The organism is Devosia sp. MC1541, from assembly GCF_012847305.1.
Taxonomy (GTDB): Bacteria; Pseudomonadota; Alphaproteobacteria; order Rhizobiales; family Devosiaceae; genus Devosia.
Genome location: NZ_JABBDZ010000022.1, coordinates 13354 through 28871 on the forward strand (window position 1 = coordinate 13354; position 15518 = coordinate 28871).

9 protein-coding genes and 1 pseudogene are annotated in these 15518 nt (G+C 58.9%); 8 read left to right on the top strand and 2 right to left on the bottom strand.

Annotated elements, in window-relative coordinates; genetic code table 11:
• The first annotated feature begins 126 nt into the window (after positions 1-126).
• The 8 genes from HKD40_RS16495 to HKD40_RS16530 all read left to right on the top strand — a co-directional run bounded on the left by HKD40_RS16495 (position 127) and on the right by HKD40_RS16530 (position 12943).
• Positions 127-1524 (top strand): NAD(P)/FAD-dependent oxidoreductase, encoded by a 1398-nt coding sequence (locus HKD40_RS16495; protein ID WP_169196878.1) that lies wholly within the window; start codon positions 127-129, stop codon positions 1522-1524.
• Positions 1521-2747 (top strand): FAD-dependent oxidoreductase, encoded by a 1227-nt coding sequence (locus tag HKD40_RS16500; RefSeq protein WP_169196879.1) that lies wholly within the window; start codon positions 1521-1523, stop codon positions 2745-2747. Before HKD40_RS16495 ends, HKD40_RS16500 begins: the two co-directional genes overlap by 4 nt.
• Complete coding sequence (locus HKD40_RS16505) at positions 2747-4141, top strand: FGGY family carbohydrate kinase (RefSeq protein ID WP_169196888.1); 1395 nt, start codon at positions 2747-2749, stop codon at positions 4139-4141. The genes HKD40_RS16500 and HKD40_RS16505 overlap by 1 nt, the downstream gene beginning before the upstream one ends.
• A gap of 28 nt (positions 4142-4169) precedes the next feature.
• Positions 4170-4529, top strand: a complete 360-nt coding sequence (locus HKD40_RS16510) for a DUF1937 family protein (protein ID WP_169196880.1) — start codon at positions 4170-4172, stop codon at positions 4527-4529.
• A 753-nt stretch (positions 4530-5282) separates the two neighbouring features.
• Entirely contained in the window at positions 5283-6293 is a 1011-nt protein-coding gene (locus HKD40_RS16515) for a helix-turn-helix domain-containing protein (RefSeq protein ID WP_349236817.1), read from the top strand.
• A gap of 246 nt (positions 6294-6539) precedes the next feature.
• Entirely contained in the window at positions 6540-8621 is a 2082-nt protein-coding gene (locus HKD40_RS16520; protein ID WP_169196882.1) for a S8 family serine peptidase, read from the top strand.
• Positions 8622-8748: 127 nt separating this feature from the next.
• Positions 8749-11991 (top strand): S41 family peptidase, encoded by a 3243-nt coding sequence (locus HKD40_RS16525; RefSeq protein WP_169196883.1) that lies wholly within the window; start codon positions 8749-8751, stop codon positions 11989-11991.
• Positions 11969-12943 (top strand): M15 family metallopeptidase, encoded by a 975-nt coding sequence (locus HKD40_RS16530; RefSeq protein ID WP_248306115.1) that lies wholly within the window; start codon positions 11969-11971, stop codon positions 12941-12943. Before HKD40_RS16525 ends, HKD40_RS16530 begins: the two co-directional genes overlap by 23 nt.
• Before the next feature lie 743 nt (positions 12944-13686).
• Here the strand turns inward: HKD40_RS16530 and HKD40_RS16535 are convergent.
• Together HKD40_RS16535 and HKD40_RS16540 are read right to left on the bottom strand one after the other, a co-directional pair.
• On the bottom strand, positions 13687-14688 hold the full coding sequence (locus HKD40_RS16535) for a plasmid recombination protein (protein ID WP_169196884.1): 1002 nt from the start codon (positions 14686-14688) through the stop codon (positions 13687-13689).
• Positions 14689-14969: 281 nt separating this feature from the next.
• Positions 14970-15518 (bottom strand): annotated as a pseudogene (locus HKD40_RS16540) (hypothetical protein); the annotation flags it as partial.

Consider the following 15518-nt stretch of genomic DNA (forward strand, 5'->3'; position numbering starts at 1 on the left):
AATGCGGCGTGGGCACCACACACAAAACGTGACCATATTCATCTTGGTTCTTGTTTTTCTCTTTACGCAACAGGCAAACAACTCTACCGTTCAGTCATAATTTGACCGAACGGTAGGAAATCCCTGATGGCCGCGACAAGCGCTCTGATGGAAGAGTTCGACATTGCAATCATTGGTGCCGGGGTGGTCGGTTGTGCCGTGGCCCGTCGATTTGCATTGGCCGGAGCACGCGTTGTTCTGATCGAAAAAGGCAGCGACATCTTGTCGGGCGCGTCCAAGGCCAATAGCGCGATCTTGCACACTGGCTTTGATGCGCCTGCAGGCAGTCTTGAACTCGACCTGGTCAAACGCGGCCGCCAAGAATATCTCGATATCCATGCCAGCATGAACTTGTCAGTCGTGCACACGGGAGCGCTCGTTTGCGCGTGGACGCCCGAAGAGGCACTGGCGCTCGATGGCATCGCCACTCAAGGTCGCGAAAATGGCATTGAGAACCTGCATCTGCTTTCGGGCGCTCAAGCGCGCGCCGTCGAACCTGGTCTGTCAGACAGGATCGTCGCCGCTTTGCATGTGCCCGACGAGCACGTCATAGATCCCTGGTCTGCCCCCCTCGCTTATGTCAATCAGGCGATTGCACTCGGCGCGCAAGTGGTGCGGCGCTGCGAGCTTATCAAAGGGGAGTTCGACGGCGCTTGGCGTCTGCTCACCACGCAGGGTGACATTCGGTCAAAATTTGTCATCAATTGCGCTGGCCTGTTCGGCGACGAAGTGGATCAGCGCCTCGGGTTCACAGCTGAGTTCGAGATCCGGCCCCGCAAGGGTCAGTTCATCGTGCTCGACAAATCGGCCACGCGCCATCTCAAGACCATCATCCTGCCGGTGCCCAACGAGATCACTAAAGGCATCGTCATCTGCCCAACCGCTTTTGGTAATATTCTGGTGGGCCCCACTGCCGAGGAACAGGTTGATCGCACACGTGCGACGGTCGAAGAAGAAACCTTGGCAGCCCTGCTTGCCCACGGCAAGAAGCTCGTTCCCGCGCTGGATGGCGTTGCGATCACCGCTGTATACGCGGGCCTGCGCCCGGCAACCGAACAAAAGCAGTATCGCGTCATTGCGCGGCCGAACGCCATCACCTTGGGCGGCGTTCGTTCGACCGGGCTCAGCGCAGCCCTTGGCCTTGCGCAACATGCCCTAGACCTGCATGGCGGCACGGGTCTTGGAATGCCCACCGAACCCTCGACCCTCGAAGTGACCGTACCAAACTTGACCGAAACCGTTACCCGGGATTGGCAACGGCCCGACCATGGTGAGATAGTGTGTCATTGTGAGATGGTGACCCGGCGCGAGATCGAGGCCGCGCTCACCAGCGCGCTTCCACCGGGCGATTATGGTGGTCTGAGAAGGCGTACCCGCGCCGGCATGGGCCGGTGTCAGGGCTTTTATTGCAATGCACGAATTGCTGACATGACCACAGGACTGCTGGCCACGCCACTCGCAGTCGAGGCGGAGCGCGACACTTGAGCCAGCAGTCTTCCGATGTAATCGTTATTGGTGGCGGGCCATCCGGAGTGGCAGCGGCCATCGCGCTACGACAGGCCGGCGTCGAAAAAGTGACCCTTTTAGAGCGCGAGCGGCATCTTGGCGGGGCCACCCGGCACTGCAGCCACTCCCCGTTCGGCATGCTCGAATTCGGGCGCGTGTATTTGGGCGCCAGCTATGGGCGACGCCTCGAGCAGGAAGTGTCACGCCACGGCATTGATCTGCGTTATGGACACTCCGTTACCCGCCTTGGAGAAGATGGCGAACTTCAAGTCTCGAGTGACGCAGGTCTGTCATCACTGTCCGGTAAACGTATTTTGGTGACGACGGGCACACGTGAACTGCCGCGCTCGGCGCGAATGGTGTCCGGCGACCGGCCGGTGGGCGTTTTGACCACAGGGGCCTTGCAGGCCTATGTCGCCTTTCACAAGATCATGCCCTTCAAAAGGCCCGTGATCGTCGGCTCTGAACTTGTGACCATGTCGGCGATCATGACGTGCTTGAGCCACGGGGCGCGCCCTGTCGCTGTGCTGGAGCCGCGTGACCACGCCTTAGTGAGCGCTCCTTTCAGCTGGTTCCCACCCTTGGTCGGAATACCGTTTCATCTCAATGCCCGGATCGTCGACATTGTCGGTCGTGCGCGTGTCGAGGCAGTCAAGATCCAGCGCGGCTCAGTCATCGAGACGCTGGAGTGTGACGGGGTGCTGTTTTCGGGCCAGTTCACGCCGGAAGCAAGCCTTTTCCAAATGTCGCGCGTTGAAACTGACCGCGGTTCCCTTGGGCCCGCGGTTGACCAAAACGGCCGCTGCGCCAACCCGATCTACTTTGCGGCAGGCAACGTGCTTCGCGCTGTCGAAACCGGCGGCTGGGCCTATCGTGAGGGTCGGGCAATTGGCAGAACAATTGCGGCGGACCTCGCAGGTGCTATACCCGCCGACACCCCCGTCCGCATCACCTACGACGATCCGGTCAAACTGGTCGTACCAAACCTGCTTCGCAGTGGCAGCACAATTCCAGTTGGTTTAGAAAATTTCCAGTTGCGCTTCTTACGCCGCGCGAAGGGCACCTTGACGCTCGAAGTCGATGGCGTAACCGTTTGGCGGCGACGGGCGAACTGGATGCCGGAAACACGCATTCAGGTCCCTAGGCCCGCCGGTGTTTTGAACGCTGACAAGGTACATTTCGGCTTCCAGGCGCAGGCATGATATCTATCGCCTGTATCGACCAAGGCACCAGCTCCACACGCTGCCTCGTTGTCGAAGATGGCGGCGTATGGAGGCAGGTAGCCAGCCTTCAGCATCAAGAACACTATCCAGCTTTGAACTGGGTTGAGCATGATGCAGAGGAATTGCTGGGCAATATCAAGACTGTGCTTGCCGCAGCAGGTCGCGTAGATGGGATTGCAATAGCCAACCAAGGCGAGAGCTGCTTGGCTTGGGACGCGCTTACTGGCCAGCCCCTTTCTCCTGTTGTGGTTTGGAAAGATTCGCGCACGTCGGCGCACTTGGCTTCGATGCCACAAGACGCGCATTCACTGTCCAGAAACGTCTGCGGCCTTCCCCTCGATCCCTATTTTTCTGCTAGCAAACTTGCGTGGCTGTTGGGAACGCTACCGGCCGTAGCGCGGGCGTTTGAAGCCGGAACGCTGCGACTAGGAACGACCGATGCGTTCTTTCTTGATCGCCTTACCGGCAATTTTGTCACCGATCTCACCACCGCGTCGCGCACCGGGCTGCTGGATTTGCAGACCGGCCATTGGAGCAATGCTCTGTGCTCACTCCATGGCGTGCCCATGCAGTGCCTGCCCAGAATTGCCAGTGCTGGTGAGCCACTTGGAGCGATCAACGGCGTCCCGGTCTTGGCCTCGGTCGTCGATCAACAGGCAGCGCTATTTGGCCATGGATGTCGCCATCCCGGCGCGTGCAAGATTACGTTTGGTACTGGCGCGTTCTTGCTCGCCATTGCCGGCTCTGAAAGGCCCATAGCCCAAGATTTGCTGCCAACTATTGCATGGGTGGAGCGTGAAGACGGATTGACCTATGCCATTGAGGGCGGGGTCTATGATGCGGGTGCGGCTCTAGACTGGGCGCATCAAATCGGGCTGTACAGCACCGTCCAGGATCTCGATACCTTCGATGGCCCGTCTGCGCTGTCTCGCGGCCTTGTTTTCGTCCCCGCGCTTTCGGGCTTGGCAGCGCCACATTGGGACCGCCACGCTGCGCCACTTTTTATTGGCATGAGCCACTCAACCAATCGGCGAGACATGATCCGCGCTGTGCTTGAAGGCATCGCTTTACTGACGGCTACTTTGGTCAAGAGAGCCGATCTCCTTGTGCCGTTGGGCGATACCATTTCGATCGATGGCGGCCTGTCCCAAAGTACCTATTTCGCACAGTTCCTCGCCTCGGCATGCGGCAAGACCATCGTCGTCCCAGCCACGCACGAAATGACCAGCATCGGCCTCGCCGAACTGTGCGGAGTGAATGTCACTCAAGCGCGCGCCAGTGGCCGACGCTTTGCTCCACATGATCCGGTGTCGGCGGCGCATCACGAACTATTCGAAACGGCGATCGCGCATGCACGGGACTGGCCCCGATGACGCTTACGCCAATAAAGGACAACCAAAATTGCGTAAAATCTTTCTAGCCTGCCCATATAGCCACGCTGATCGCGTTGTCGTCGAACACCGGTTTCAACTCTGCAATTCCGTGGCAGCCAAGATCGCGCGCAGCGGCTCGGTGGTATTCAGCCAAGTCTCTATGTCACATCCAATCAACGCCTATCTGGCCGACCTCGACCGGGCCGGCATCGGCAAACTGTGGGCGCCAATCGACGCCGTATTTATGGATGTAATGACGGAAATCATTGTCATCGATGAGCCCGGCTGGAAGGAAAGCTCCGGCGTACAGCGCGAAATCGAGATTTTCAAAAACCGTGGTCTGCCAGCCAACTTGTGGAGCGAAGTCTCACACGAATTTGGGGACTAAATTTACGTAACTTTGCCCCCTGAATATACTAGACCGCTTGGCAAAAGAGGCCGAGAATTATTCTCGGAATTTCTTCCATAATTTGTGCAGATGCACAGCAGAACATCTATGGCTAACGAGCTACTGGGGACATGTTTTGTCCCCAGTACGACATTGTCCGTCGCTAGAAGCACACAGATTTCACATATAGGACGTTCATGGCACTACCTCGAAGTGTCGACTAACGCCCCCATTCCGGTCGTTCGGGACACTCTGTCCATTTCCTGAAAGCCGCCGTTCACTGAAGACGCAGATGGAGTCTCTAATGGGGTGGTTTCCTGACAGTCAGCTTCTGGATGGGAGCTGACCTAAATCCGACATTCGCCACGTGACCAGTGCGGGGGCCGACAGCGGATGGGTTGCAATTGATGGATATTTTGACGAATAGCGGGGCATCGCGTGTGGCTGGTTGCATGGTCCGACTTTTGGGGAATTGCACCGGACTTTCATGGTAGCCAAGCCATTGCGATTGCAGGGACAAGGATGAGATATAATTCATCTGGATCGCAAACCGCGCGCTCTCCGACCGGAGATTTCAACGCACTATTAAGTGGCCTCACATACATGTCATGAACGTTCGCGCCCAAAGCGCCCCAATACCGGCTGTGGGAAATTTGATGCGATGACCATGCTATCGAGGAGTGTAGGGCGATTGGAGCGATGCGCCTATTGTTGGACTTATCATGTGTCCCGTAGCGTCCTGTGGCGGCTGGCGTGACATTGATTTCGCGGTCTCATTTTGACACTCGCCGGTTCCCAGAGCGCGCCAGAATTAGACAGTGGAGCGACGCCGCGACACCGGTTTGGGACATCCTTTCCGTAGAAGACGACGCTTTTTGTGCCGTGGTTGATTTGTACAATGGAGGTGATCTGGTCTTTGGTACCGTGGGCAGCTCAGCACAGTCGACCGCGAGAGAAATGGCACGTATCGCCGAGGACGGCATCGATTATTACGCGTTTCAGTTCTACACGTCAGGCCAGCGTCGGGCGACAGCGCACGGCAGAGAAGTGATCCTGCGTAAAGGCGATCTCCTCACCGTTGACATGACGCAGCCGATCGCCACTGCGTCGACACGCTATAGCAGCATTGATTTGGGCATACCCCGGCGCCTCTTGGCGCCCTTGCTCGCTGCACCAGATGCTCACGGCGGCCGCCGTCATGAGGCAACCCACTCGCTGACCGGGCTGGTGCGGGCCCACCTCGAAGCGCTTTATCGAGCGGCGCCCCACATGACGATCGCGCAGATGGAATCTGTGCAGGGAGCGACTATTGCGCTTGCTGCTGCTGCTCTCAACGGACTGGTAACTGAAGATCAGGCTGAACAAGTCAGGACAGCTACGCTGCTCGCTGTCAAAAGGTATATCGAGGACTGGCTGCACGACCTGACCTTGTCGAGCGTGGTGGTAGCCCGAAGGTTCTCGATCTCGCGCGCGACTCTCTATCGCATCATGGAGCCGGTGGGCGGCTTTGCTTCCTACCTGCGCCTTCGTCGCTTACACCGGGTTCGGGGCGAGCTGGCCAGCTTAAACCAGCGCCACCTTAGCGTCGGTGAGATTGCAGAAACATGGGGCTTTGCCAGCCACTCCGCCTTCACCAAGTCATTCCGTCAGTGCTTTGGCGTGTCGCCCCGAGCTTACCGCACGTTGGTCGAGGAAGCACGGGTTGGCGAGACTAACATGGATGAAGAACACGATTGGAGCCGTTGGCTCGCCGCCATGAAGTAGCGGCGCCGCAACCGTTGCATTTTTTCAAATCATATGTGAGACGCCAGGAATAATATTTCCGCTGATTATGAGATTATTGAGCAACCTCGACGGTTTCAGACGTTTTTTCTTGACCTGACGTGCCGTAGGATAATTCTGGGGTTGGCCAGTGCGGCCGACTACATCAATGAGACTCTTGGCAACCACACTGCGACCAGCGTCGTGGCAGCTCATAGTCTCTGTGAACTTTTCTATTCAGGGCTCAGAATGAGTAAGCCAATCATCCACACAGCCATGCTTGCCGTTGCGCTGACCGCAAGCCTGCCGATATCCGCAGCTCATGCCCAGATAGACAGCCGGTTGTGGGGCCTGTCCATGGTAGGTGCCGACAAGGCATGGGAACTCGGGTATCGCGGAAATGGCGTCATCATTGGCGTAATGGATCAATCCGCCGACCCGCTACATACGGAATATGCGGATCGCTGGTTGGGCGGGATGAATATCGACGGCACGCCCTACGTGCTGAACCCCACGCATGACCACGGCACCCATGTGACCGGCACCATTGCGGGGCGCCGGGTCGGCGTCGCGCCGGGTGCCGACATCTACAACGTGAACTGGGCGATCGCCGGCGTCCCCATCGACAACGTCGCCAATGGTTATTATTGGGTGGCTGGCAATGGCGTTCGCGCCATCAATAATTCCTGGGGCCTCAATCGCTTCGACGCAGCTTTGAATAAGCAGCGCGGCATCACCGTCACCGATGTTGACGCCAACCATGTCCAGATTAACTTCCCCAACATGCTCAGCTCGTTTAGCGCGCTGGCCCAGTCTGACGTGGTGCAGATTTTTGCCACGGGCAATGATCGCGTCCTCGACTACGGCGCAGGCGGTATCCGCCACACGCTGCAGCCAGGCATCTTGGCCGGCCTCCCTGCCTTTTTTCCGGAACTGACCACGCACTGGATTGCTGTGACGGCAGTGGGGCCGACAGGCGACTACGGCTCTTACGCACAGCCCTGTGGTCTTGCCAGGCAGTGGTGCATGGCCGCGCCGGGCGGCTCGGGCGTCGCCCCCGCCGAGGACCAGATTTTTTCCTCCATGGTGAGCTATGAATATGGGTGGCTCAACGGCACGTCTATGGCGACGCCGCACGTGACCGGCGCCTTCGCCATCGGCGCGGAAATGTTCCCAAATGCCTCCGGCGCCCAAATTGCACAGTTGCTCTTACAGACTTCAAAGGACATCGGCGCACCGGGCATCGACGACAATTACGGCTGGGGTCTACTGAGTGTTGCCAACATGGCGGCCACCATTGCCCCCGCGACCGCCTCGGTCTTTTCCAATGCGGGCTGGGCGCGCGCCAATGCTTTCAATGCCGTTGACCGCGTCCTGCGCAACCAGATGGGTCAGCCATTGGGTCTGCGTAGTGCCACAGGCGATATTGTGCCGCTTGGCTACATGCCCACAGCCGATGCCACGCCGACTCCCTTTGACGCGGTATTGCAGGAACCGGCAGGTCCTATCCTCTGGCTCGCGCCGGTCTATGGCATCGCTTCGATTTCCGACGGCGCCGCGTCGGCCGCCAGCACGATTGGCGGGGTCCTTGCCGGCGTTGACCTCGTCCACGACAAAGAGGTCCAGTTCGGGCTGGCGCTAGGCTACTCCCACACGGCCCTGACCTCGAACAATGATGGCGGTTCGGCCAATGCCTTCCATCTGGGCGCCTATGGCAACTGGAGCCGCGACAACTGGTTCGTCAACGGCACCGGACAGGTCTCCCTGTTCGAACAGGGGATCGAGCGTCGGGACATTTCGGGCGCATCGGGCATCAGCTTTGCCCCGGTGGGGCGCTCCAGCGCATCCGGCATCGGGCTTGGCGCATCCTTCGAGGTCGGCCACCATTTCAGGCTAAATGATGACTTCACTGTCTCGCCCTATCTGGCGCTGGCTGCACAAGTGCAGGCCATTCAGGCCGCCAGCGAAATTGGCGCCGGCATATTCGGCCTAGACATTGCGGGTGGCAAATTCGCCCGGATGGAAGCGGGCCCCGGCCTGCGTATCCAATCCGCGCCGTTCAACCTCGAAGGCGGCCATAGCCTGCGCCTCACCGGCGACATCGGCTATGCGAGGGTCGCTGGAGAGAATGATTATGCCGTCGCCACGGACCTGCTTGGTCGGACCATCACCGGTCAGAGCGTGGAGTTGGGGCGCGATGTTCTTAAGCTAGGTGCCAAGCTCGATCTCACGACGGCGAACGGCGATACCTGGTTCGCCGCCTATGACGGCTCTCTCCAGCGCTCCGCTTCCGCCCACGCCGTCAGCATTGGATTCCAGGGGCAGTTCTAGTTCTGGACTGGTCTGGTCCAAGGCATGATGGACGCGATGTTGAAGTAGCCAGCGCTCGATGGAGTCGTGGCATCATTATTCAGTCGCTGCGGATTTTTTGCGCGTAGCGATCATATTGGAGGAATTCATGTTGAAGCGAGTTGGGGCAGCTTCGCTCCTGGCACTGATGGCCGGCATTATGCCGGCGCTGGCGGAGCCGACCGGAGAGGCGCCGCGTTGGTTGCGCTTTGCGACCATATCGCCTGATGGCGAGACAGTCAGCTTTACCCACCGGGGGCAGATTTTCGTGGTTCCCGCCGATGGCGGCTTGGCCGTACCGATTTCGAGCCAGTTGGCCTATAGCCACCATCCGGTATGGTCTGCCGATTCCGAACGGCTCGCCTTCGCCTCCGATATTGGCGGCGATGACGACGTCTATGTCACCGATTTCTCCGGTACGCTCGAGCGCCTGACCTTCTCGTCAGCTGCTGAAATGCCGATAAGCTTTTCGCCCGACGGGCGAAGCGTGCTGTTTGAGGCTCTGCGCCTTGGCGATGCCGAACGCAGCGTCCAGGGTGCCCTGAGCCGGATACCTCAGCTTTATGCGGTCAGCCTCGAAAGCGGCCGTGAGAGCCTGGTGCTGCCAAACCAGGCCCATGAGGCGCGCTGGAACAAGGACCAGACCAAGATGGTCTATTCCTACGATCCGTCGAGCGACCCTAAAGAGCGGCAGTTCCGGGTCGCGGCTAATGCCCGCCAGTTGTGGATTTACGACACGGCCTCCGGCAGGCACGAGCGGGTTTTTCCCGTCGATAGTTTCGACCGGCTCAATCCGGTATGGAGCGAAGACGGCTCCCAGCTCACCTATCTGTCCGAAGCATCCGGCCGGCTTAATGTCTGGCAGCTCGATCTGGCCAGCGGGTCAGAGACCCAGCTGACCAATTATACTGACGACGCGGTGCGTTACCTGTCCGTGGCCCAGGACGGCACCATTGCCTACACCTATCTCGGGCGGATCTATGTCAAGTCGCCTGACGCCGAGGCAGCGACGCCAATCGAGATACTGACGCTCGAACAACATGCGTCCAACCGGCTCAATCTCTATGCCGAGGCCTCGCAGGGCTTTGCCAGCTCGCCGGATGGAGAGCTGTTTGCCCATATCGCCAATACCGATGTGTTCCTTGCCGATACCGAGGGCAATTACCGCCGGGTCACCGATACCCCCGGCGAGGAACGCAGCGCCATCTTCTCCCCCGATGGTTCATTGCTGGTCTATGCCGCGCAGCGCGACCACCAATGGGGCCTCTATGCGGTTGACCTAAAATCCGAGGAAGCCGAAAGCGGGCTGGCCATCAGCTATCAGGAGCGGGCCTTGCTCGTCCCCGAGGACGGCAATGCCATGGACCCGCAATTCTCCCCCGATGGCAGCAAGATCGCCTTTATCGCTGATCGTCGCGAAGTGCGTGTGCTCGATCTGGCGACCGGCGAGGTCATCCAGCTGTTTGGCGAGGGCGATTACAACTCGACCTATGTCGATGGCCATCTGTGGTTCACTTGGTCGCCCAATTCGAGGGAACTGGCCGTCGACTGGAACACCATCGACGCCACCGAATTGCGTCACGTCGCCATCGTGCCTGCCGATGGCAGCGCAAGGCCACGCCAGATTGGCAATGTGCCGGACCTTTACAAGTATGTCTGGTCGCTGGACGGCACGCAGCTTGTGGGCTCCACCACGCACTACGGCACCCGCGATGCGCAGCTGCACGCCCGAAACACCGATCTCTATCGCATTTTCCTGTCCGAAGCGGCCCGGCAGGATTTCCTCGACATCATGGAGGGAGACCGTTCCGGCTCCGACCAGAGTGAGGAAAACGCTATCATCGCCGACACTTACGCGGCGGACAGCTTCCGCAGCAAGCATCTTGAAGCCCGCCTTGCGCCTGGAATGAACGAGCCAATTGCGCTCGAAATGCTTTCGGACAGAAAGCACTTGCTGGCGCCGGTCTATGACGGCGAAGAGCTTGCCCTCAACATTGTCGACCTCGCAACGGGGGCGTTCGAGACTATTGCCAGCATTCCGGCGCCTGAGTTGCAGGGTGCCAGCTACGTCGCTGAGCTGGGCGTTGTTGACCTCAAATTGCCAGGCAAGGTGCTCCGGGTTCCCCTGAGCCAGCCTGATCAACAGTCGGAGATCGCGCAGAATATCTTGTTTACCCGCGATGCCGATGCGGCCCGTGCCGCCGCCTTCGAACAGGCCTGGGCCGATATCAAATATCGCTACTACGACGCGGGCCTCGAAGGCCGTGACTGGGATACCATTGGCGAAAAATATCGGGCCTATGTTTCTTCGGTTGCGTCAAACCGCGAACTGGTCAGCCTGATCTCGGCCATGCTGGGCGAGCTTTCAGCCTCCCATCTGTTTGTGTCCTACAGTGGCAGCGAACAGACCGCCCTGGGCTTGGGAACACATGAGGATTCGCTCGGGATCTATCTCGACCACGGCTATGAGGGACCGGGACGTCGCGTCGCCGACGTACTGGCCGGCGGGCCACTGGATCGCCAGAACCTGGGTATTAACGCGGGTGACATCATCACCTCGATCAATGGCCAGCCGGTCCCTGAGGCTGGTGGTCTCGACAAGCTGCTTGACCTCAATGCTGGTCGTCAGGTGCTCGTTGGGGTGCTGGATGACGGCGAGGGTGCCGAACGTCAGGTGCAGGTGACCCCGATCAGCCAACAGGTCGAACTGGGGCTGGCCAATGCGCGTCTGATCAATGCCCGGGGCGAGATGGTGCAACGACTGTCCAACAGCTGCATTGCCTATCAATACCTGCCTGGAATGGGCAATGGTCCCTATCTGGACCTGCTCGCAACCCTTAGCGCCACGCGCGGTGTCGCCAAGGCGGCGTTGGTCGACGTGCGATCCAATGGTGGTGGCAACTTGACGCGCGAGCTGATCACCCTGCTGACCGGCACTGCCTATGCAACCATGGGCCGGGATGATGGCGCCAAGCTCATCGAACCCAACAATCGTTGGGTCTGGCCCAGTGCGGTGCTGGTCGACAGCTTCGGCTATTCGGATGGCTCGGTGTTCCCACAGGCCTATCAGGACAATGGCATCGGCAAGCTGGTGGGCGATACCGTGCTCAATACCGGCACGGCGGTGAACTATGTCGAGAGCAAGATCGTGCCCGGCCTCACTTACGGCATCCCGGTACTGCCGTCGCGTCGCCTGGACGGGACCTATTACGAGAACTTCGTGATCGAGCCCGAAATCAGCGTGCCGTTCGACCCCAACCATGTCGGTCTCAATACCGACCCGCAGTTGGAAGCAGCTGTCGCGTCACTGATGGCCGAGATCGGGGCGGATGCAGATTGCCGTCTGCCCTGAGGCAGGCGGACAATCGCAGGCAAAAAAGATAGGCGCCCCGGGGCGCCTATCTGGTTTCTGTGGCTTGCGCCACCAAACCAGTAGCAGCTCCGATGACGACACCGTAACCAAGCGCGTGCTGAATTGCGGCCAGAAGACCTATCAGGACACCGGAACGCCCTCACGCTTGAATTGTCAGAACCATCGTCCGAAGCTCATCCTCTTTTCCGCTACCATGCTGTTTATGGCCGTTCCCGCTACCGCCGCCGACCTCCCCATGGGTTTCGTCAGGCTCAGCGCAGTCGCGCCACGGATCGAGCAGGACATTCGCTACCATGGAAACCACAATTTCGTCGGCAGACCGATCGCCGGCTACGAGGCCGGTGAGTGCATCCTCACCCGGCAGGCTGCAACGGCCCTGGTAGCAGTTGCGCGTGATCTTGAGCCCGAGGGGCTGGGTCTAAAACTGTATGACTGCTACCGCCCCGTGAGCGCCGTCGCTAATTTCGCTGCCTGGGCGAGCGATATGAATGATCTGGACATGCAGGCCGAATTTTACCCGCGAGTGGCCAAGGCAGACCTGTTCGACCTCGGCTATATCGCCAATCACTCGGGCCATAGCCGTGGCAGTACGGTGGATCTGGCTATCAGGCACCTTGATCAGGGACAGGCGACACCATGGCACGCGGGCGAAAGACTGCACGATTGCACTCTCCCCGAGAACGAACGTTTTGCCGACGGCATCCTCGACTTCGGCACAGGCTACGACTGCTTCGACGTAAAGGCTCACCATGGCGCGGAAGGTATTGAACCCAATGCTGCCGCCAATCGGGAGAAACTGGCAGTCTTGATGGCGAAGCACGGTTTCAAGCGTTATGATGAAGAGTGGTGGCATTACACATTGGTCAACGAGCCCTTCCCGGACACCTATTTCGAGTTTCCGGTCACCGCTGCTTGGCCAGAAGCAAGATAAGTATACTCAGTTTCGCTTAGGCGAAAACGCGGTGACCGATGCATTGCGGACCTAGCGCTGCTCCTTGGCTACTACGCTACTCAGTCGCAGGTAGAATGGGCTTGCGAAGAGGGTAGGCTAAACATCCGTTTAAGGTCTGGCGGCATGTTCCCGACCCAACCAGATTGGAGCAATTTTGCCTCCAAGCGTTCGATCTGGTGTAGATCACGCCCCAACCGGGCAGCTGTCCGCTATCTCCAAATGCGGTCCAAAAGCCGGCAGCCAGCAAGGCTCCTCGATCTGGCCGTTTGCCTAGGTAAGTAGCCAATGGCAGCTCTTGGGCAATCGCAGGAGTGTTCTAATGAACGGAACGGGGTGCAAGGCTGCTTTGTCAGACTGAGGCGAATGACCGCTTTCGAGATTCCTGTGCACAACTGCGGACGACCGAAATGGGGTCGGATGCTGAATGGCAGCTTATCGCCAACCGTGATCGAAAAGCGGACAGACGGCTAACGGCCCCTTTTCTGCCATTCATTCCTATACGGCCAACTCACAGGGAGCGCCGGAAACGGTAATTGTGAAGCGCCCCCACAATTTCCGATGACCGTACGCCCCGCTTGTCCCGCCAGGTGATCGCACCTTCGTTCGGCGTTCTTTCCGTGAGTTTGGTACACGGACAGAGTGATCCTGCGTCGGCCTTCCTCACGATGTGAGCAGGGCCCTGCGCAGCATCGAATGCACCCGCTTAGCGACAATCGCCGCATCTATTTTGGACCGGGCCTATCGGGAAGCTCGACTGCAGCGAATTCTCTGGCCAGTTGATCGAGCCTTTGGTCCCATCGGGCTAAGATCGGAGCTTTTGAGTCCATGATCTTAACGATCTCTGCCGTTGGATCGTACGCAGCGAGAGCTTCTGCCATTCGCTTAACGTATTCCCGCGACTTCTCGGCGTCCAATAGTATCCCAGTTATTTTGCGGGCGTTCTCACGTGCGATAACGCTTAACTTGGCGGCCAGCTCCAATTCCAGTTCCAACTGAGCCAACCGCTTGGCAAGTTCAGCTTCTCGCTCTTGCACCTGGCGCAAAGCCAGAGCACGCGCCTCGTCCTCCTGGCGGTGCTTAAAAGTGTACTGCTGATGACTGAGATGAGGCCGGCCGGTGACCGTTTTGGAAATGCCGCGCGTGAGGCCCAAGGGGGCCATCTTGTCCGCGTACCAGTCTTGTAGCGCGATCATGCGGTCGCGCGCCTCCTGCTTGTTCTCGCCACCGAACACTTTGCGATAGCTGACCACTACCGTCCGAGTGTATTTGGTCACTTTTGGGTACACCGGCACGACGCAGATCGCCATGTGCGGACTGCCTTCATCAAGATCGAGGCGCCCGGCTACGACTGCCTCCCCATAGCGCTCGTAGAACGCCTCCATCGTCGCCTCGGCCCAAGCCGTGACACGTTCCATGTCAAAATGTTTATCCTCGTCACCAACTGGGTCGAAATATCCTGACGAGGCGCCGACAAAAAACTCTGCAGCAAGGGCTGCACCATTGCGGCATCGGGCGCCCAACCGTCTAATGGCGCAATCGACTCCTTCAGCCCAATCTACCGGCCCAACCACAGGCATCGCAGCCCAGTGCCGATTGAAAGCGGTGCGGTCGGGGTCATAATGTTGACCGCTATCTTGGCGGCGTCCATGACGCGTCGCCGCCTTAAGGTCCCTGCGAGTCTTCAGCTTCTGTACGCGTAAAATCGCAAAATTTTGCCCGGTCATCGTTGAACTCCAAATCTTGGATTCACTTTGACCGGGACCTTGGCATGCAACAAACACGCCGCTAGAAAATCAGAGAACCCACTTCCTGCTTTTTCAGAACGCTACAGCAAGGTAGGTTCCGCTTTCTGCCCCGCGAGACTGGGTTCCATGAACAAGCCACTTGCGTGGCTCATAATTTTGAACGTCTTTCTGTACCCAATCTCGTCCCCAACCGTTAATACCTAACGAGGGACGGCCCTTTCCGCGCATCGCATCACGGAGCATCGGGTTTGCGTCCGTGATCAAACTCTCCCCGAGGACAGTGACGGTTCCATGTCCGTAACAGTGTTCGAGTACTCGACAGTTTCGAACGGCTCGTTGATCTCGGTGAGAAGAAGTTCAGCGAGCCGCTCGCCGGTCACCACACGTTCGACCAGCAGAGCTTCGACAAGCTTGCCGATATCGTCGCGGCGACGGTCGACGATATCGGACGCCCGCTGGAGAAGCCGGTCAGTTTCGGCACCGATGCGCGCCCAGAACGTGGTGCCTTGATAGTGTCGCAGGTCAGTGTTGCTCGGTGTGGTCAGTGAACCATAGAGCCCGAGCTCGAGCATCGCCGAACGCAGCAATCTGTTGACGGTCTCGAGGTCATTAGCCGCGCCTGCGTGGGCACCACCACCCAGCACCATGTCGGCTGCGCGCCCGGCCAACATCAGCGTAGCGGTTCGCTCAACCATGTCGCGGGTCAGCAACGCATGATCTGGCTTGGCATGAACCCAGCCTCCCACGCCTTCGGAGCCGATAATGGAGATTTCCAGCACCGGCACGCCAAGCTCATGGGCGACAATGGC

Excerpts from the sequence above, each read along its gene's own strand:
- HKD40_RS16495 (WP_169196878.1), top strand. The coding sequence starts at position 127 with ATGGCCGCGACAAGCGCTCTGATGGAAGAGTTCGACATTGCAATCATT.
- HKD40_RS16535 (WP_169196884.1), bottom strand. The coding sequence starts at position 14,688 with ATGACCGGGCAAAATTTTGCGATTTTACGCGTACAGAAGCTGAAGACT.
- HKD40_RS16525 (WP_169196883.1), top strand. The coding sequence starts at position 8,749 with ATGTTGAAGCGAGTTGGGGCAGCTTCGCTCCTGGCACTGATGGCCGGC.
- HKD40_RS16530 (WP_248306115.1), top strand. The coding sequence starts at position 11,969 with ATGCAGATTGCCGTCTGCCCTGAGGCAGGCGGACAATCGCAGGCAAAA.
- HKD40_RS16520 (WP_169196882.1), top strand. The coding sequence starts at position 6,540 with ATGAGTAAGCCAATCATCCACACAGCCATGCTTGCCGTTGCGCTGACC.